This is a genomic window from Actinospongiicola halichondriae, assembly GCF_049103745.1.
GTDB classification, from domain to species: Bacteria; Actinomycetota; Acidimicrobiia; order Acidimicrobiales; family Salinilacustritrichaceae; genus Salinilacustrithrix; species Salinilacustrithrix halichondriae.
Map to the genome: position 1 here is coordinate 2,319,763 of NZ_CP171622.1, position 20,832 is coordinate 2,340,594.

Below are 20,832 nucleotides of genomic sequence, written 5' to 3' on the forward strand. Positions count from 1 at the left end.
CAGGTGTTCGTCGAACCCACCTGGAGCAACGCATGCGTGATCTACGCCTCCCCCTTTCCACCGCGACCCGGGCGCTCGTCGTCCTGGCGACGGTCACGACAGGCCTCGCGCTCGCACCGTCGATGCCGTCGGCGGGTGCTGACGTCACGTTCACGGTCGATGACACCGCCGACCTGCCGGACATCGCGCCTGGCGACGGCTTCTGTGATGCGGGCGGAGGGACGTGCACATTCCGAGCCGCAGTCGAGGAGGCGAACGCGACCGCGGGCGCCGACACGGTCGTGCTCCCTGGTGGCCGGTTCGCGCTCGACAGCCACGTCGCCGTCTCCGACGACACCATCATCCGCGGCGCAGGCATGGGCGTCACCGTTCTCGACGCGCAGTCGACGACGTATGACGTGGCGGCCGACCCTCGGTGGTCGGTCGACGCAGCATCTGGTCATCGAGCCATCGTGGGGATCGCCGGCTCGCCGAACACGGTGTTGGAGGACCTCACGATCCGGGGTGGCTACACGGAGCCCAACGGCCTCGGCGGCGCACTCGCCTTCCAGGTCGGCGACCTGACCCTCGATGGTGTCGAGCTCTACGGCAACGCCGCAGACCAGGCAGGTGGTGCCGTTGCGTTCGTCGGCAACGGAGCGCTGACGATCCGTGATTCGCGGATCTGGGGCAACGCCGCGGATGTCGCCGGCGGTGCCGTCTGGCAGCAGGGCTCGGGCTCGCTCGTCGTCGAGCGCACGCTCTTCGACGGCAACGGCGCCGAGCCGACGCCGGGAACCAGTACCAGCGCCGACGCGCGGTTCCGGCCTCGAGTCGGTGGCGCGTTGTTCGCCTGGACCGCGTCGACCAGCATCCTCGATGCCGAGTTCGTGAGCAATCACGCCTCACAAGAGGGTGGCGCCGTCGCGACCTCCGGTGCCGACCCGGTCGTCATCAGGGGCAGCCGTTTCGAGGGCAACGAGACCGGGCGCCGGGGCGGCGCGGTCCGCTCGGCCACTGGCCAGCTCCTGATCGTCGATGCCAGCGAGTTCATCGGCAACGTGGCCGAGGGACGCAATGCCGCTGACCAGCTGGTTGGCGGTCTCGGGGGCGCGATCAACAGCCCCGGGCCGGCGAACATCACCGCCTCCACGTTCAGCGAGAACCAGAGCTTGGAGGGCGGCGCCATCGCCAAGGACGGCAACGCTGCCAGCGAGCGCCGAATCCGCGTCGCCGACTCCTCGATCACCGACAACTTCGCGGTCCGTGGCGGTGGAGTCTCGAGCCAGTCCGACGGCGCCGCGGAGCTCGAGTACCAGTTCTACAACACGTCGATCGTCGGCAACGAGGCCACGATCTCAGGACGAGTCACCGACCCGCAGGCCGGGGTCGGCGGCGGCATCTGGATGGGAGGCGGCCCGGGCTACGGGTTCATGACGCTTCAGTTCACGACGGTGGCGAACAACTCCACCGACGGGCCGACCGGCGCAGCCGGTGCGCCGACCAACGTCGGGCAGCAGCTCTACGCGCCCACTGCCGGACGCTTCCAGATCGTGAACTCGATCATCGACCATGTCGACTCCGCTGCCGGACAGTGCGCAGGCGTGGTCGGATTCGGCAAGAGCCTCGTCAACACCGACTCCCCCGACCCCTGCCCGACCGATCCGTCCGACCTGGGCGTCAACGGGCGGATCCTCAACCCCGACCTCGGCGACTACGCCGTCGAGGTCGGCCGCGGGCATCGTGGACTCCTCGTCGATCCCGAGCTCGCGATCCCGGTCCTCGGCGACGGGAGCTGCCCCGCCGACACGTTCGACGCGCGCGGCATCGCCCGTCCGGCCACCAACTGCACCCCCGGCTCGCTCCAGCAGGGAATCCAGGTCAACACGATGGACGACGCCCCCGATGACGGGCAGTGCCCCGGCGGCGGCGGCATCTGCAAATTGCGCGAGGCCGTCGGTCTCGCGCCCGCCGACGGCACTCCGACCGCCATCGAACTCACGAACGGGGGCCTCGAGACGCTGTACGTGCTCGCCTCGCCGATCACGATCCCGGACAACACCGACGTGATCATCGTGCCGAACCCCAGCGCTCCGATCCTGTCCGCGAGTGGCAAGTTCCGTCTGGGCCAGGCGACCGGTGGCCACACGATGTTCGAGCCGAGCGCCGGCGCCCTCGAACTCGTGAGCATGACCTTCAACGGCCTGGGCGAGACTCCCGGCGACGGTGGCTACATCGACGCCAACGGCGGCACCGTCACGCTCCGGAACATGGACGTCAACGGCGGCGACGCCTCGTCCCGGGGCGGTGCGGTGAACATGGTCGGCGGCACCCTCACCGTCGTCGGCGGCATCAGCGCAGGAAACGAGGCCTACGAGGGCGGCGCCTTCGCGCTCGACACCGTCACCGCGACGTTCCAGCACCACGAGTTCGGTGACGGCGAGGTCGGCGGCAACGCTGCGGAGCGCGAAGGCGGATCCCTGTGGGCGCTCGACTCCGACATCACGATCTTCGAGTCGACGTTCTACGACAGCGACGCCGGCGTACCCCCCGTGTCGGCCGGTGTCGGCGCCGACGGGGGCGCCATCAATGCGAGCGGGGGAAGCCTCCGACTCCGCGGTACGCACGTCCTCGAGAGCCAGATCGGCTTCGGCAGCGCGTTCAGCTCCCGCGGCGGTGCGATCGCGCTCGACTCGTCCGGCGCGCTCCGCATCGAGCCCACGACGTTCACGGACGGCTACGGGCGGACGAGCGAGTTCGTCGAGAACGCGACGATCCCCGACGGCGCTTCCTCGGCGGGGGGCGCGATTCGCGTCGGCGACGGCTCGGCCGTCGAGATCACCGACACGCTCTTCGACTCGAACACCGCACGATCCGGCGGCGCCCTCGCGTTCGAGGGAACCCATGCCGTCACGTTGACCCGGAACCGCTTGATGAACAACGAAGCTGCTGCGGGCGGCGGCGGCGCCATGTACGCCAGTACGTCTTCCCTCGCGCTGGCCGAGAACGACTTCGAGGCCAACGTGGTCAACGACGTTCCGGGCGGCGCTGGCGGCGGCGCCATCTTCTTCGACGATGCAACGGAGCGGACGGCGATCACCTCGTGGTGGGGCAACGGCTTCGACGGGAACAAGACCCTGGGCGATCAGGACGGTGGCGCCGTCTCCGCGTTGGCGGTCGACTTCCTGACTTCGATCACCGAAGAGCTCTGGCAGAACAACAACGCGAGGGGCGCAGGCGGCGCCATCGCCAGCCTCGACCCGATCCCCCTCGACCGCGTGCAGTTCGTCCGCAACCAGGCCGCTGGCGACGGCGGCGCGGTACGAGGCCCGGCGGAAGCGGTCCGCAGCACGTTCGACACGAACACCGCCGGCGGAAACGGCGGCGGCCTCGTCCTCGTGGGCGGATCGATCACGGGATCGACCTTCACGACGAACGAGTCCGGGGCATTCGGCGGCGGCGTCTTCGTCGCCTCGACGGCCGGAAGCACGGCGTTGATCGATTCGGCCACGTTCTCGGACAACGTCTCGGCCACCGACGGTGGCGGCGTCGCCACCGGCGCGGCCGACGGCTCGGTGGAGCTCTCCGACTCCGAGATCACCGGAAACAAGGCGACCGGGTCCGGCGGTGGCCTCGCCGTCACCGGCGGCGACGCCGACATCACCATCCGGCGAACCTCGATCCACGACAACCAGGCGTCGGTGGCCGGCGGCGCATCCTTCGCGGGAGCGACCCCGAGCACCTCGGACATCTACAACACGTCGATCATCAACAACATCGCCGCTGCGGATGCGTCCGCCGGCGTCTTCCACGCCAGCGGCGAACTGCTGATCAACTACTCGACGGTCGACGGGAACACCAACGACAACCGCGAGCTCCAGATCTTCTCCGTCGCCCCCGGCACCGACAGGATCGTGGTCCGCCAGAGCGTCATCGGCGTCAACGACGTCACCCCCGGCTGCTTCGGGGGGACGCAGTGGGGCCTCGGTTTCCCTGTACTCATCCAGGATGCCAACGGCAGTTGTGCTCCCTCGCTCGGCGACCCGGCCGACGACACGTTCACGCGGGGCGCGCTGAGCGCGGACCGGACGTACTTCGAGGCACCACCGGAGGCGATCGACCGGAGTCCCGCGAACGAGTGCCCCGCGAGCGGTCTCGACCAGATCGGCACCGCCCGTCCCCAGGGCGGACTGTGCGACGTGGGCGCCATCGAGTTCGCCTCTGGCGCGGTCGCATCCGCCGTCACCGTGGACCTCGACATCGCGGAGGCGACCATCGGGACACCGTCGTCGTCGATCCACGTGACCGAGGTCGACGGTGAGGGCCTCCTCGCGGCGAGCAAGGCGAGTGGCATCGGTGCCACCCCGTTCTCGTCCATCCCGTTCTCCTCGATCCCCTACGGGGCGACTCGGATCCAGGCCGCGCCGTTCAGCTCGATCCCGTTCTCGTCCATCCCCTTCAGCTCGATCCCGTTCTCGTCGATCGGGACCGGCGACGACGGGATCCGCGCCGCCGCGTCGGCCGCGCTCGACGCCGTTCCGTTGTCCGACGTGATCATCAACTACACGAGTTTCACCGGTGAGACGACCGGCTGGAAGGGCCTCCTCGGCGATTCCGAGAGCCCGCTGGCCGGCGAGCCCCTCCACGCCGTGACCCTCCTCGACGTGATCACCGAGGCCTACGTCGACGGCAACCAGGCGCTGGCTTCCCGCTTCGAGTCCCTCGAGGCCGGCGACGTCCAGATCGACCCGAACAACCCGGTCGGCAAGCTCACCTTCCCGATCATCGCCGGCGGCGCGATGGCGATCGGTGACCTCCCGTTCGTCCGCGCCGACGGGTCCATCGGCGAGCCGGACGAGTACCTGGCCGACTGGTGTGCAGCCATCGACCCGCTCGGATTCGACTGTGACGAACTCGGCGTCGAGGCCGACACCAACGTCCTCGCGCTCGGCCTCGCCGGGATCCCGTTCTCTTCGATCCCCTACTCGTCGATCCCGTTCAGCTCGATCCCCTTCAGCTCCATCCCGTTCAGCTCCATCCCCTTCTCGTCGATCCCGTTCAGCTCCATCCCGTTCGAGGACACGCCCTTTAGCTCGATCCCGTTCGCGTCGATCCCGTTCAGCTCGATCCCGATCGCCAAGACACCGTTCAGCTCGATCCCCTTCAGCTCCATCCCGTTCAGCTCGATCCAGTTCGAGGGGACGCCGTTCTCGTCGATCCCGTTCAGCTCCATCGAGTTCGACGGCGTGCCGTTCTCGTCGATCCCCTACGGCGCAACGCCCTACTCGTCGATCATGACCGACACCCCGGTCGTCTTCGACGGGACCACCTACCCGTCGTTCCGGGCGGTGCCGTTCTCGTCGATCCCGTTCAGCTCCATCACGCTCGCGGACATCCCGTTCAGCTCGATCCCGTTCTCCTCGATCCCGTTCAGCTCGATCCCGTTCTCCTCGATCGAGTTCGGCGGCACCGACTTCGGGGCCGTTCCCTTCAGCTCCATCCCGTTCTCGTCGATCCCGTTCTCGTCGATCCCGTTCGGTTCGATCCCCTTCAGCTCCATCCCGTTCAGCTCGATCGACGACGGATCCGTTCGCAGCATCGACGACATCGTCGACTGCGAGCAGTTCGGGGATTGCGACGATGCCGGCGTCACGTTCGCCGACGTGCCGGTCGAGTACTTCCGCACCGATGTCACGATCGGCGACCTCCTGCCCATGTTCGCCGCCATCGGCGATGTGAACCTCGGGGACTTCGGATTGACCGAGGAGAGCTTCGGCGCCCTGTCCTTCCACATCGACGACATCAACGAGGCAGTGCCGTTCCGCACCCTCCTCGGATCGATCCCCCTGATCGCTGCGGGCGACGGCGGTCTCACCCTCGGCCAGCTCCAGGACGCCTGCAACGCCCAGATCGCCGCCGGCAACGGTGGCGGCTGCAAGGCGGCCATCGACAAGCTGTTCTACGGCACGATCTTGTGGCTGCTCCTCCAGGAGGGCGTCGATGGACAGCCCGCAGCGGCTCCCGACCTCACGCTGAGCGACGTACTCCTCGCGCTCACCTCGCCCGAGGAGTACCAGTGGGAGAACGTCTCCACCGACGACCTCCGCAAGGTGGATCCCTCCGCCGGCGTGATCGACGTCACCGCCGAGATCACCGTCGTCGACGCTCCCCCCACGGGTGCTGACGACATCACGGTCGAGATCGCTGCACCCGATGGCTTCTCGGTCGTCTCGTTCGCTCGCTACGTGCGGCCCGCTTCCGCCGACCGCATGGTGGAAGGCATCACGAACGCCGACGGCACGACGACGTTCGAGGTCGACGACGCACCCGAGGGTGCGAGCACCCTCGTCGTCTCGCTGTCGTCCTCCTACGACGTCGGCCAGGGCATCGTGTCCGCCGCGGTCACCGCCCCGTACCTCGTCGACACGAGCACCGACACCGTCGCAGTCGAGGTCGTCCAGGCGTTCGAGCCCAACGACACCCTCGACGAGATCGGCGTCGCTGCGGACGACGGCACGCTGGCCCCCGAGCCGACCGAAGCGTTGCCGGAGGGCGTCACGCCCAATGGCACGCCCTATCTCGCCGACGACACGATCCACGTCACACACATCGCCGACGGCACGGACACCGATCTGTTCCCCGTGTACCTCGAGGCCGGCAAGCGGTACTCCTTCAGCATCGGCGGGCTCACCTCGGACATCGATGCCGTGCTCTACTCCCCGCCTGTCGTCGGCCACGGCGGAGACGACCTGCCGACGATCGAGGACGACGGCCTCAACGGATTCGTCGAGCCGCACATCCTCGGCGATCTCGATCTCGTCCCCGAGTCCGATCCCGGCGCCGAACCACGACGCCTCGTGTTCGGCGCATCGGCCAACCGCACCGGGACGAGCGAGCGGATCGACACCGGCCACGTGGTCCGGACCGGCACCTACGTGCTCCAACTCGACGGGTTCAACGGCGCCTTCTCCGCCAAGCCGGTCACGATCCGCGTCCGCGAATTCGGTCAAGTGCCGCTCCCCCCGTGCCAGGACCTCGATCTGCCGTTTGCAGGCGAGACCGTCACGAACCCCGTCGGGCTCCCGACCGCGACGGACCTGGCGTCGGCGAACACCGTCTTCCTCGTCAACCAGAGTCGACTCGCTGCCGTCCACGGCGGCACTGCTGCCGACCAGGTGATGAGCGACCTCATCGCCGTGGCCACCAGCGGCACTCGCAGCGAGACCGCGTGGTCCGACGTGAACGGCGTCATCCTCCCGCTCGAGCAGTTCCCCGCGCAGCACCCGCAGTTCTCCACCATCGGCGCGATGTACGACGCGTGGTCGACGGCGGCGTACCGCTGTGACCCGACGTTCGCGAACCTCATCAGTGACGAGATCGATGCGATCGTCGACGGTCTGCGAGCACAGCACCCTGGGATCGCGTCGATCACCATCGTCGGTGGCGACGAGATCGTCCCCTTCCATCGCCAGGTCGACCTGACCACCGCAGCCAACGAGCGGTCGTTCGCCACCTCGTTCTTCAACCAGAACAACGAACTGGTGTCCGCGCTCTTCGGCGGCTATCTGCTCAGCGACGATCGCTACGGCGACTCGACCGCCGGATACAACGTCGGCGACCGCAAGCTCTTCGTACCCGACATCGGCGTCGGGCGTCTGGTCGAATCCGCCTCCGACATCCGTTCGGCGCTCCAGAACTTCCTGGCGTTCGAGGGTCGTCTCGATCCGGACACCGACGGTGACGCACTGGTGGTCGACTACGACTTCCTCAGCGATGGCGGCGACGTCATCCAGGACAACCTCGAAGCAGCTGGTCGGAGCGTCGAGCGTCTCACCGAGCAGGACCAGTGGACGGCCGACGACCTCGCCAACGCACTCGGCCGAGGGAACGCCGTCGCATCGGTCAACGCCCACTTCGACGACTCGCGGGCACTGCCCGCCGACCAGAACGCCAAGGGAACCGAGAGCGACGTGTTCTCGACCGCCGACTTCGCGGCACTCCCCGACGTGTTCGACGGCTCGATCATCTTCTCGATGGGCTGCCACTCGGGCACATCGGTCTCCGACGTGCAGATCTCCGGATCTCGTGATCCTGACTGGGCCCAGACCATCGCTGCGGCGGGCGGCCAGTACGTCGCCAACTCCGGCTTCGGCTACGGCGACACCGCGGTCGTGGCGTTGTCCGAACGTCTGATGGCGTTGTTCTCCGACAACCTCGACGGCAGCATGCGCATCGGTGACGCCATGGCGTTCGCGAAGCAGGCATACATCGGCGACGTCCTCGTGAACGGCACCTACGACGAGAAGATCCTCCAGGAAGCCGTCACCTACGGCCTGCCCTTCTACAAGATCGGCGCGGGCGAACCCGCCGCACCGGAGCACGCCGGACCTCGACAGCTCACCACCGACCCGGTCACCGGTCTCCGGACCACCACCGTCGACTTCGACGTGACCGACGACAGCGACGCCGGCGAGTTCACCAGGACCAACACCGACCGCGGCAGCTACTACTCAGTGGATGACGACATCCAGGTCACCCACTACCGCCCGATCCAGCCCCGCACCGAACTCGAGGTCACCTCGGGCGACGACGCCGGCGGTCTCGCAGACGAGGCCGGATTCGCACTCGTCGAGGCCGCGCATCACACGACCACGGTGATCGATCCCGTGATCGCGCGACCCACGGTGGACGAGTCGGCCGAGTCGGCCGAGCCCGGGACTGCCTCACAGATCTTCCCCTCAGCCCTCCAGCGCGTGGCCGACACGGTCACGCCGGACGGCAGGACCCAGCAGGTGGTCCTCGTTCCCGGCCAGTTCCGTGCGGGTGGGGACACGGGTCTCGGGTTCCAGCGTCTCTTCGACGACATCGACCTCACCGTCTACTACCGGCCTGACGGGTCGTTCGATCGAGCCGCACCCACCATCGTGGGTTCGAGCGGGCTGGTCTTCGACGGCACCGACCTGGTGTTCACCGTCGACGCTCGTGATGCGGCCAGCCAGCTCCGACGGGTGCACGTCCTGTACACGACCGACGGCGCCGACGGCGCGTGGACGGGGCTGGACCTCGCACCGACCGCTGCCGGGACCCCTGGCTCGACGCAACGATGGAGCGGCAGCGTCAGCGCCCCGACCGACGGCGACGTCGAGTACTTCGTGCAGGTGGTCGACGCCGCCGGTAACGGCGCTGTCTCGTCCAACAAGGGGTTCCTCTTCGAAGCCGAACCCGTCGTGTCCGACCCGGTCCCCGACCCCCAACCCGGTCAGGTCGGCATCCGACTGAACGGCACGACGCCAGCTCCGGCGGGCGAGGCGTACAACGCCGCCGTCGAGGTGTCGCTCACCGTCAACGATGCGCAGAACCCTCAGATCGCGATCGACGGCGCCCCGTTCGTCGACTACCAGCCGGGATCGAGCATCTCCGTACAGGGTCACGGGGCGCACACGGTTCGCGCACGAGCTGCGGGCGCACCCGAAGCGACCGCATCGTTCCGGATCGACACCGCCGCACCAGTCGTCACGATCCTCCGTCCGGCCGACGGCACGCACTACGAGCGCCCCAACGCCGACGATGGCGTGCTGACGATCCAGACGGAGGCGACGGCGACCGAGGGCGCCACAGTGACCATCGATCCTGCGGTGATCACGATCGAGGACGACACGCCGACCGGCAAGGGTCTCGTCAGCGCGACCGCAACCGACACCGCCGGAAACACCGGAACCGCCTCCGCCACGTACCGGATCATCGACCTCGTGACCGAGCAGAGCGTGGTGAAGATGGGCGAGACCGTGCACCTCCGCGTTGCGGGAGCGGACCCGACGCTGGCGGCGGACACCGTCTTCGTGTGGGAGAAGCATCCGGTCCACGCGTCGAAGGACGTGACGGCGACCGGAACGCCGTATCGGCCCGGGACCGCAGAGGAGGGTGTCGAGAGCAGCCATGCCTTCAAGACCCCTGGGACCTACACCGTCGAAGTTCGATTCCCCGGAACCGATCAGGTCCTCGAGTACCGGTCCTTCACCGTGCAGCCGAACGGCAACGGGAACGGGAACGGGAACGGCAAGAAGCCCAAGGTCAAGATGGGCATGAGCGGTGCATATCGATCGGAGACCGGCTTCGACGGTGACATCAGCGGCCTCGGTGGAGTCCTCGGCTCCTTGAGAGGCATCCTCGATGGCCTCGTCGTCGTTCCCGGGACGGATCTCGACGACGCCGTCGCGGAGATCGGACTCTTCGGCGTTCTCTACGACGACGGCACCGTCGACGCCGTGAGCCGACTGACGTTCGAACACACCGGTCAACGGTTCGAGTCGTCGGCGGTGACGTCGATCACCGGCACCGCGCGATCGGCCACGGTCGAGGGCGTCGGCACGTTCAACGGTCTTCCCGACTACGCATTCCGAGCGGAGGTCGCTGAGGGGACGCGCACCTTCATCCTCTCGACCAAGGACCGGGTCGCGCTGAAGATCACGGCACCTGACGGCACCGTCGTCTACGACGACACGAGGGGAATGCTCCTCGGCCGAATGGTCGACCTCGTTCGAGGTCGATTGCAGGTCGATCTGGGATGACCCCCGGCCAGGCCGGTGACGCGGGACTCCCCTCGCTCGCGCCGTATGTCCCCGACGCGCTCGAACTGCTGGCCGACCGGACCTGGATCGCCGTCGACGGCACGATGGTGTCGGCCGACATCTCCGGATTCACGGCCCTGACAGAGCAGTTGGCGGCCCTCGGTCGCGAGGGTGCCGAGCAGCTCACGGGAATCTTCAACGAACGGTTCACGGAGATGATCGACGCTGCGCATCGCTGTGGCGGCGACGTCGTGAAGTTCGGGGGCGACGCGATCCTCGTACTGTTCACTGGCGATCGGCACGCTCGACGAGCCGTCGTCGCGTCGAAGGCGATGCGCGCGGCGGTCGACACCCCGGTGGTCTCCCCTCTCGCTGGCAAGGTCCAACTCCGCATGTCGATCGGCATGCACTCGGGTAGCCACACGCTCTTCGTCACCGACCCGGGCCATCGCGAACTCATGATCACGGGGCCCGGACCGACTGCATGTGTACGCGCAGAGTCGGCCGCCGAGGCGAACCAGATCCTGGTCACGGCCGAGACAGCCGCGATGATCGACCCGGCGTGGATCCAGGGACCGGTCGGCGAGCACTTCGAGATCTCGGGCAGGGCCGTCACCGAGACCGCAGAGGACCGAGCAGCGCCCCGCGCGACCCCGGGCCCGGAGCGCGCCACCGACGCGCTCTCGCTCGCCGTTCGCCAACGCGTGCTCGCAGGCACCCGTCACGGCGAACATCGCCTCGTCACGGTCGCGTTCCTACGCTTCGCCGGAACCGACCATCTCGTGACCGACGACGGACCCCACGTGCTCGCTGCCGCGCTCGGAGACCTGGCCGACAAGATCGAGGCGTCGTGTCGACGCTACGGAGTGCACTGGTTGTCATCCGACGTGAATCCGGACGGCGGCAAGATCATCCTCACCGCCGGTGCGCCCGTGTCCACCGGAAACGACGAGACAGCGGTGCTCCGAGCCGTTCGCGACATCATCGACTCCCAACCCGGAATCGACCTCCACATCGGGGTCAATCGCGGGCCCGTGTTCGTCACCGATCTCGGGGCGCCGAGTCGCCGTTGCCTCACGATCATGGGCGACCCCGTCAACCTCGCTGCGCGCCTCACCGGGCAGGGTGGGCCCAACGAGATCATCGCGTCGGCGGCGGTCCTCGAACGGTGCAACGCGGAGTTCGAGCAGGCCCCCCTCGAGCCGTTCCTGGTGAAAGGCAAGACCGAGCCGATCCACGCGGCCCGGGTCGGCGCACTCGTCGGCGCAGGATCACGTCTGCGCTTCCAGGACGGTGACGCTCAGGTCGACGTTCCGCTGGTGGGGCGAGACGACGAACTCGGGCGACTCCTCGCGGCCCGCACGATCGCCGAGCAGGGCGATGGGCAGGTGATCGAGCTCGTCGGCCCAGCCGGGTCGGGGAAGACACGACTCATCAGGGAACTGGCCGTCCGTTCCGGCACGATGCGGATCTTCACGTTGGCCGCCGACCCCTACCTACGGTCCGAGCCGCTCGCGTTGGTCCGCCCCCTGGTTCGCCAGATCATCGGGGTGTCCGATGACGCCGATCCGGACTTCGTCGGCCGGACCGTCGAGGAGTTCGCGCAGGCGGCCTGCCCCGATGTGTTGCCGTTGCTGCCGTTGGCCGCACCGTTCCTCGACACGGTGTTCGAGCCCACCGCTGCTTCGACGCAGGTGCACGAGTCGTACCGACGCGCCCGCGGTATCGACGTCGTCGTCCGTCTGACCGAAGCCGCGTTGTCGGAGCCGGCGATGTTCCTCGTCGAGGACGTGCACGACGCCGACCAGGCCTCGGTCGAGATGCTCCGAGGTCTCACGAAGAACCTCTCCGGCAGACCTTGGTTGTGGTGCCTCACGCGCCACGACGGCACCGAGGGTCTCCACGACGATTCGATCGTGCTGGAGCTCGATCCGCTCGACGCCGGTTCTGCCCGGGCGCTCATCGAGAACGTCGCCTCCGCTCCGATGACCCCGAACCAGCTGGATCATCTCGTGCGCACGTCCGACGGCAACCCGCTGTTCGCGCTCGAGTTGGCCACACTCGGTGTCGACGGCGACCTCCCGGAGACGCTCGAGGCACTCCTCGCAGCACAGCTCGACCGACTCGACCCGACCGACCGGTTGCTGCTCTCGGATCTGTCCGTACTCGGCGTCACCGCCGACCACCGTCTGGTGGACGAGGTCGTGTTCGAGGGCCGGACGCGATCCGCAGACGAGAACACCTGGACGCGGCTCCGATCCTTCCTCGATCCGCAACAGGGAACGGGCGTCGCGTTCCGTCACATCATGGTGCGCCGAGCCGCGTACGGAGCGCTGGCCTTCGCCCGACGTCGCGAGCTCCACTCGCTGACCGCCGACATCCTCGCCGAGCGCAAGGAAGCGCCCGCGTCCGTGGTTGCCCAGCACTACGCACATGCCGAGCGGCATGCCGAGACCTTCGACTTCGCGACGCTCGCGGCCGACCGCTCCCGCGCCGCATGGGCGACGGAGGAGGCCATTGCCATGTACGACCTGGCCTTGGATGCGGCCCGGCGGATGGACGGGGTCGAACCGCTCGAACTGGAGCGCATCGCCGAGGCGCTCGGTGACGCGGCCGAGATCGGTGGCCGCTACGACGAGGCCGACGCGGCCTATCGACGAGCGCGCCAGTTGTCCGGAGGACTCCTGCCGATCGAGGTCCGTCTGCTGTGCAAGGTCGGCGACGTGCAGGAACGTCTCGGGAAGTACACGAACGCGATCCGGTGGTACCAGCGCGCCGTCCGGGAGATCGAGAAGCGCGCAGGAGATGCTGCAGCGCTGCTCCGCATCACCGCGACGCTCGGGATCGCGGGAGTCCGGCACCGCCAGGGTCGATTCGTCCAGGCCATCGAGTGGGCGGAGAAGGCCGAGCGAGACGCGATCGTCGCGCAGGACGACGACTCGCGGGCACGGGCCGCGTACATCCAGGTGGCGGGTCACAGCTACCTGCGATCCAACGACGTCACCCAACACCGCATCCGGGTCGTCCGGATGCTCACGGCCATCGACGACCTCCTCGTCCGCGCCAAGGCGATGAACAACCTCGGCATCGCCGCGTACTACACGGGAGCGTGGACCGAGGCCGTGGCGCACTGGGAAGACGCTGCCGAGACGTTCGACCAGGCGGGAAGCCCGACCGATCGGGCGTACGTCGACAACAACCTCGGCGAAGTCCTCTCGGACCGAGGCGACACGGACGCGGCCGAGGCACTGTTCCGTCGGTCGCGCACCACCCTGCTCGCCGTCGGCTATCCCTCCGCTGCAGGATTCGTGCTGTGCAACCTCGGGCGCGCGGTGCTCCGTGCCGGACGGACGGCTGAGGGGATCGAGACGCTGCGCTCCGCTGTGGCCGAACTGTCTCGACTCGGTGCCGACAGCCTCGTGTTCGAGGCACGAGCACGCCTCGCCGAGGCGCTGCTCGCCGAGGGCAGCGTGTCCGAGACACAACGCGTGGTCGACGAACTGTTGGCGCAGGACGCCGTGGCCCCGGCGCTCCGCCCCGCCCTGCTCCGGATCCGAGCGACGGCCGGCCCCATCGCCGATCGCCTCTCCGGGCTCCGCTCGGCCGTGGCTGCCGCGGAGGAGGCGGACCTCCCGTACGAGCGTCTCGTCTCCAATGTCGCGCTGCTCGCGGCACACCGAGCGACGAACGTCGAGGCCGACGCAGCGTTCGCTGCGGAGGTCGACCACACGATGGCGGGCTTCGGCATCACCACCCTCGTCTGGGATCCGACGGTCGCCGCCGCTGGGGCAACGCCCTAGGTCAGCCCGAACCCCGCCGAAGACGCCCGGTGATCTCGCGGAACTCGACGCGGGAGCGAATCGGGAGACCGTCGCGCAGGCTCAACTCGACGCAGAGGCGATAGGTCACGAAACCGAACACGGGCGGCACGCCGAGCGCCGCGAACCGGAACGTCCACAACACGGCGTTGACCGACAGTCCGAACGTGGTGGCGATGATGTCGGCCGCACCGCCGAGGAACATGACGATGTAGAACCCGAGGGCGGCCACCCCGAGACCGGTACGGACGGGGCGCTGCCGGGGACGGTCGGCCAGGTGGTGTTCGGCACGGTCGCCGGTGACTCGAGCCTCGAGGAACGGCCACGCGTAGAGGAGCCCGAACGTGATGCCGGCCAGCAGCACCGCCGGGAAGAACGGATTGGGGATCTCGAAACCGAACGCGCGGATCTCCCAGTTGGGGAAGATGCGCAGAGCGCCGTCGAGCCAGCCCATGTACCAGTCGGGTTGACTCGCCGCGCTGACGTTCGCCGGTTCGAACGGCCCGTAGACCCAGATCGGGTTGATCTCGACGACGCCGCCGAGCAACGCCAGGAATGCCGCGGTGAGGAAGAAGACGCCGAGCGCCTTGGCCGCATAGGTGGGGAACGCCCGCTCGCCGACCACGTTGTCGTTGGTCCGTCCCGGACCGGGGAACTGGGTGTGCTTGTGCCGGATGACGAGCGCCAGGTGCGCGCTCAACAGCACGGCGATCGCCGCCGGGAGCAGGAGGATGTGGATGACGTAGAGCCGGCTGATGATGTCGGGGCCCGGGAACTCGCCGCCGAAGAGCAGGGACGCCAGCCAGGTCCCGGCCACCGGGATCGACAGGGTGATCGAGTAGGCGATCCGCAGTCCCGTCCCGGAGAGCTGGTCGTCGAGCAGCGAGTACCCGGCGAAGCCGTTGAAGATGCCGAGGATCAGCATCGTGATACCGATGATCCAGTTGATCTCCCGAGGCCGACGGAACCCACCGGTGAAGAACACCCGGCCGAGATGGACGACCATCGACGCCACGAAGAGCAACGCGGCCCAGTGGTGGATCTGACGCATCACGAGACCAGCCCGGACGTCGAAGCTGATGTCGAGCGCCGACCGGTAGGCGTCGGTCATCTCGACGCCGCGAAGTGGGCCGTAGCTCCCCTGGTACGTCACCAGGTTCTGGCTCGCGTCGAAGAAGAACGTCAGGTAGGTGCCCGTGAGCAGGAGGATCACGAAGCTGTAGAGCGCCAACTCGCCGAGCAGGAACGACCAGTGGTCCGGGAAGACCTTGTTGAGCGCGGTGCGAGCGAACCGTGCCGTTCCGAGGCGGTCATCGACCCAGCGAGCCACCCGATGGGTGACGGTCCGATGCCCGAGTCGTGTGTCGGCCATGTCAGCGACCCCGGTCCCAGAACCCCGGGCCGACCGGCGCCTCGAAGTCGCCGGTGGCGATGAGGAATCCGTCGTCGTCGACAGCGAGAGGAAGTTGCGGTAGCGGCCGCGCCGCCGGGCCGAACACGGGCCGGGCGCCGTCCAGGACGTCGAACGTCGACTGGTGGCACGGGCACAACAACAGCCCCTCCTCGGCCTGGTAGAGGCCGACCGGGCAACCCACGTGGGTGCAGAGCTTCGAGTAGGCGATCACGTCGCCGACGACCCAGCCGACCTTCTCGCCCTGGAGGCGGAGCTCCTGGGTCGGGCGGGTACGGATCAACAGCGTCGGGGCATCGGCTGCGTCGGTGTGGCCCTCGGGCCACACGGTGAGGACTCCGTCGACCGGGAGGTCCTCCGGCCGAATGGGTTGCCCGTGCTCGGTCACGAGCCGCTTGGGCGACCCCGCATACGGCGTGACCTTGAGGTCGCGGCCCGGCTTCGGTCCGAGCGATCGGATCGGGAAGAGCAGTGCGCCACCCAGCGCAGCGAACGCTGCGCCGGCGAGCGTCGTGAGCAGCCGGCGCCGCTTGAGCCCGGTCGTCCCGGCCTCGAAGTCCGCGGTGAAGGCGGCGACGTCCGCCTCGTCGGACGCGACCGACTTCCGCTCCTCGGTGACCTCGTCGTCGGGCATGAACGCCTTGGCCCACACGACGATGCCGATCCCGATGCTCGCGAACGCCGTCGCCAGCAGGATGCCCTCGATCTGGGTCTGACCACCACGCCAGTACGTGACGCCGAGTCCGATGGCAGCGAAGACGGCGAGGCCGAAGGCACCGGCCACGATCCGCTCCGAGCGGTCGGCGTCGAATCCCTCGTTGGCGTCGCCGGGCCGAGGCGCGCCGGAGCTCGAGTGGTCGTCGGTCACGACACCTCCTCGTCGGATGTGCGGGCCGAGATCGGCGAACGACCACCGATCCACACGACCACGAGCAGTAGTCCGCCGATGCCGAACAGCCAGATCACGAAGCCCTCCGGGACCGGGCCGTTGCGTCCGATCTGGAGACCCCCGGGGTTGTCCGGCGTCCGCAGGACCTCGACATAGGCGGCGACGTCGTCGAGTTCCTCGTCGGTGATGGTGTCGTCGCCGAACACCGGCATCTGGCCGGGCCCGACACGGATCGCCGCACCGACCTCGGTGGGGTCCGACGAGTGCAGGCTCGGGGCGGCCCGCCCGTAGCTGAGCGCGCCGCCGCTGCCGAAGGCGGAGTGGCACGCCTGGCAGTTGGCGCGGAACAGGACGCCGCCCTCGGCGACGTCAGCCCCGTCGATGTCGACCTCGGGGATCGCCGGACCGTCGCCGAGCGACGCGACGTACGCCACCAGCGCATCGATCTCCGCTTCGTCGTAGGCCGGGTCCTTCCGGCGGGGCTGGTCGTCGGAGTTCGCCAGGGGCATCCGACCGGTCGAGAGGTAGTAATACGCCCCCGCTGCGCCCGACTCGCGCAGCGACGGACCGCGCAACTCGCCGATCCCGGCGGCGTTGGTCACCGCCTCGTCGCCGATGCCGTCCGCGGGCTCGACGATCCGCACACCCGCGCCGTCGGTCCCGTGACAGCTGGCGCAGCCTGCGCGATACAGGTCTTCACCGGCAGCGACCAGCGGGTCGTCGATTCCCGTCGACGGAGCGCTCTCCGCACCAGCGGCGCCGGCCTGGCCCGTCAGCGCCAGGCCGATGCAGGTCAGTGCCAACACGAGGAGCACGGGGCGCAGGCGACTCATCCGAGGAGGTAGATCGTCGCGAACATGGCGACCCAGACGACGTCGACGAAGTGCCAGTAGTAGGAGCAGACCTCGACGGCCGGCGCCGCGGGGGCCTCGGTGCGGCCGCTGATCAACCCGGCCACGGCGGCCATGAGGAAGATCCCGCCGAGCAGATGCAGCCCGTGGAACCCGGTCATCAGGAAGAAGATCGAACCGTAGGCATGGCTCGAGATGGAGAAGTCGAGTTCGGCGTACTCGAGTCCGAGGTTCGCGAGGAACACCGCGCCGAGCAACGCCGTCACGGCCAGCCAACGAACCGATCGCACCCGGTCGCCATGTTCGACCGCAACGACGGCGCCGTGCATCGTCAGGCTCGACACGATCAGGACGACCGTCGCCGCCGCTGTGCGTCCGACGGCCAACTCGACGCCCTCCGGAGGCCACACGTCGTTGGCCGACCGCAGCGAGAACCAACCGGCGAACAACCCCGCGAAGAACATGAGCTCGGACGCGAGCCAGACCACCACGCCGACGGAGAGCGCCGTCGGTCCCCGCACCCCGGCCGCGCCGTCGCTCGCAACGTCGGTGGTCCGGGCGGCGACGGCATCGCTCACAGCCCTGGTTCTAGCGCGATCCTGTGCGAGCCTGGGAGATCATCGACATCTCCTACCCCGATCTCGTCCGCGACTGGACGTTCGACCCCGCCGCCGCGCTGGTGATCGTGGTGCTCGCTGCGACGTGGCTGTTGCTCGTCCGACGCCATCCGGGGTGGGCTCGCACGCGCACGATCGCGGCCGTCGGAGCACTGGCGGCCGCGGTGGTCGCGACGCAGTCGGGGGTTGCGACCCACGACACCGACTCCCTGACGGCACACGTCCTCCAACACGTGCTCCTGGGCATGCTGCTGCCGCTGCTGGTCGCGCTGGCCGCTCCCGTCACCCTCGTGCTGCAGTCGGCTCATCCGTCGACGAGACGCGTCGTCCGCCGCTGGCTCCGCCACCCGCTGGTCGCGGTGATCTCCCATCCGCTCGTCGGTTTCGTGGCCTTCGCCGCGTCACTCGTCGTCCTCACCTTCTCGCCACTGCTCGACGTGGCCGCCCGCAGCGACGGCGTGCACCTGCTCGTCCACGTCCACCTCGTCCTCGTCGGTGCCTTGTTCGTCTGGCCCCTGGTCGGGGTCGACCCCATGCCCGAACGTCCAGGACACGGAGCCCGTCTCCTCATCGTGTTCGCATCGGTCCCGTTCCATGCGTTCGTCGGCGTCGCCCTGCTCTCGGCGACGACGACCATGTTCGACGCCTATCCGTCGCTCGACGACCAGCGTCGGGCGGCCGGACTGCTGTGGGGAGCAGGGGAACTCTTCACCCTCGCCGTCGCCGCCGTGGTCTTCGTCGACTGGTTCCGAGCGGAACAACGCGCCGGCCGCCGACACGACCGACAGATGGAGTCGTCGGGCTGATCGCGGCCGGTCAGTCGGCGAGTCGAGCGAACGCGGCCGGCACGCCGCTGGGTCCCGCGAGCGGAGCGAACTTCGCGCCGACGGCACGAGCGAAGGTCTCGGCATCGACGCTGTCGTCGGCTGGAGCGACGACGTGGATCTCGTCGAGCGCGCCGGCTTCGACCTCGGGTGCCGTGCCCTGCGTCGGGCGGCAGTCCGACAGCAGGATGACCCGGCGATGGCTGGCGTTCGACGACGCCAACTGGCTGGCGGCGACTCGGAGCGCCAGTGCGAGATCGGTGGGGCCGAACCCGCGCAGGCGGAACACGTCCTCCACGACGTCGTCGACCGGGCGGCGCTGGTCCTGTCCCTTGAGGATCATGACCTTCTCCCCGAACGCCAGGATCGAGTAGTCGTCGGGCGCTCGCTCGGCCGTCGCGGCCGCCGCCACGGCTGCGGCCGCGAGTCGCTCGCCGCTCATGGATCCCGACCGGTCGATCAGCAGGCAGAGCGCCGTGTCGGGTCGGGCCCAGGTCCGTACCGAGAGTTCGTCGGTCGACGGAGCGACACCGGAGGCCGAGGCCAACTGGAGCGCGTCGATCGACGAGTCGAGGTCGAGGTCGCCACCGGTCTCGTCCATCGGCATCGTCTTCATCCGGCCGATCCCGCGCCGACGCGCCGCATCGGCTCTGGCGATGTCGAGCACGATCCGACCGGCCAGGCGCCGGGCGAGGGCGCGGAGTTTCTCGTCAGTGGCGCCGGTCATGTCGGCGAGCAGGCTCAGCGTCTCGTCAGGCCGGTCGGCCAACGACTCCTCCACCGCCGACTCGTCCAGGACCCCGAGGTCCGGAGACACCTGGTCGAAGTCGTCGTGCTTCCCCAGCTCGCGACGCGAGGTGGTCTTGCGCGACTCCTCGGTCAGCTGCTCCTGGGTTGCGGCTTCGTCGAGGGTGCGCTCTCGGTCGTCGTTGCCGTCGCCTCCGAGGAGGCTGGTGCTTTTCCCGCGCTCTCGGGTTGCTCGTCGGTGAGCTCGACCGAGGTCGCCCACGCGATCCAGAGCTCGTCGATGATGTCCTCGGGGGTCCGTTGGCAGCTCTCGTGCACGCGGATCCGGCCCGACAACGCCATGCGGGCTGCGTCGAGCGCGACCTCGTCGTCGGTCACGGCCGACTCGCGCAGGCGAGCCAGCTCGCCGGCGATCAGGACCAGGTCGATCGCGCCTCGGACCGACGACCCGATGCGGATGTCGGGATGTGCGCGGGTCGCCCGGACCACGTCGACGGCGCGCCGGACGAAGTCGGGGGCGTCGACGGTGGTCTCACCGTGCACGATGGCCAGCTCGTCGTCGGCGGACTGGTAGTCCATCGCCACGCGGCTGACCCGGTCGTAGACCGCTCCGCTGATGCGGGCGGTGCCGACGGCGTCGTAGGGGTTCATCGCCGCCACCATGCGGAACCCGTCGGCGGCGACGATCCGCCCGAGACGGGGAACGGTCAGCTCCCCCTCGGACATGACCGTGATGAGCAGGTTGAGCGTCTCTTCGGGCACCCGGTTGATCTCCTCGACGTAGAGGAGCCCGCCCTCGCGCAACGCTCGGACCAGCGGACCGTCGACGAAGACGTCCTCGGCGTAGCCGTCGGTGAGGATCCTCGCCGGGTCGAAGTGGCCGGCGAGACGAGCCGGCGTCAGCTCGGCGTTGCCCTCGACGAACACCAACTCGAGACCCGCCCGGCCGGCGATCGCACGCAGCAGCGTGGATTTGCCGGTCCCGGGCGGACCTTCGAGCAGTACATGGCGGGCCGCGGCGAGTGCCGCCGTGACCAGCTCGAGTTCGCGTCGACGGCCGACGACCTCGATGGCGGCACTCTCGACGAGCGCGCGATCGAAGCTGTGTGCGATGTCGGCCAACGCTCG

The 20,832-nt window shown here is 68.8% G+C and carries 9 protein-coding genes; 3 read left to right on the plus strand and 6 right to left on the minus strand.

The window, feature by feature from the left end; translation table 11 throughout:
- The first annotated feature begins 32 nt into the window (after nucleotides 1-32).
- Both AB8619_RS11465 and AB8619_RS11470 read left to right on the plus strand, forming a co-directional pair.
- Nucleotides 33-10,547: a C25 family cysteine peptidase gene (locus tag AB8619_RS11465; protein WP_436792768.1), complete on the plus strand. Its 10,515-nt coding sequence runs from the start codon at nucleotides 33-35 to the stop codon at nucleotides 10,545-10,547.
- A complete protein-coding gene (locus AB8619_RS11470; RefSeq protein ID WP_436792769.1) occupies nucleotides 10,544-14,347 on the plus strand; it encodes a tetratricopeptide repeat protein in 3,804 nt (1,267 codons plus the stop codon). Before AB8619_RS11465 ends, AB8619_RS11470 begins: the two co-directional genes overlap by 4 nt.
- A 1-nt stretch (nucleotide 14,348) precedes the next feature.
- Here the strand turns inward: AB8619_RS11470 and qcrB are convergent, their stop codons facing one another.
- From qcrB to AB8619_RS11490, 4 genes are read right to left on the minus strand one after another with little or no spacing between them, the layout of a single operon-like run.
- Nucleotides 14,349-15,737, minus strand: coding sequence for a cytochrome bc1 complex cytochrome b subunit (gene qcrB, locus AB8619_RS11475; RefSeq protein WP_436792770.1), 1,389 nt, complete (start codon nucleotides 15,735-15,737; stop codon nucleotides 14,349-14,351).
- Between the two features lies 1 nt (nucleotide 15,738).
- Nucleotides 15,739-16,644 (minus strand): Rieske 2Fe-2S domain-containing protein, encoded by a 906-nt coding sequence (locus AB8619_RS11480; RefSeq protein WP_436792771.1) that lies wholly within the window; start codon nucleotides 16,642-16,644, stop codon nucleotides 15,739-15,741.
- The gene (gene qcrC, locus AB8619_RS11485) at nucleotides 16,641-17,498 is read right to left on the minus strand and encodes a cytochrome bc1 complex diheme cytochrome c subunit (RefSeq protein ID WP_436792772.1); all 858 of its coding nucleotides are present in this window, start codon (nucleotides 17,496-17,498) and stop codon (nucleotides 16,641-16,643) included. The genes AB8619_RS11480 and qcrC overlap by 4 nt, the downstream gene beginning before the upstream one ends.
- Nucleotides 17,495-18,094 carry a cytochrome c oxidase subunit 3 gene (locus tag AB8619_RS11490; RefSeq protein ID WP_436792773.1) on the minus strand — a complete coding sequence of 200 codons (600 nt, stop codon included), beginning with the start codon at nucleotides 18,092-18,094 and terminating at the stop codon, nucleotides 17,495-17,497. Before AB8619_RS11490 ends, qcrC begins: the two co-directional genes overlap by 4 nt.
- Nucleotides 18,095-18,117: 23 nt before the next feature.
- Here AB8619_RS11490 and AB8619_RS11495 point away from each other — a divergent pair, with 23 nt between their 5' ends.
- Nucleotides 18,118-18,939, plus strand: coding sequence for a cytochrome c oxidase assembly protein (locus tag AB8619_RS11495; RefSeq protein WP_436792774.1), 822 nt, complete (start codon nucleotides 18,118-18,120; stop codon nucleotides 18,937-18,939).
- 10 nt (nucleotides 18,940-18,949) lie between these two features.
- On the opposite strand, the gene AB8619_RS11500 is transcribed toward AB8619_RS11495, so the two are convergent.
- Nucleotides 18,950-19,684 carry a VWA domain-containing protein gene (locus tag AB8619_RS11500; protein WP_436796378.1) on the minus strand — a complete coding sequence of 245 codons (735 nt, stop codon included), beginning with the start codon at nucleotides 19,682-19,684 and terminating at the stop codon, nucleotides 18,950-18,952.
- 152 nt (nucleotides 19,685-19,836) lie between these two features.
- Complete coding sequence (locus tag AB8619_RS11505) at nucleotides 19,837-20,826, minus strand: AAA family ATPase (protein ID WP_436792775.1); 990 nt, start codon at nucleotides 20,824-20,826, stop codon at nucleotides 19,837-19,839.
- Nucleotides 20,827-20,832 lie beyond the last annotated feature (6 nt).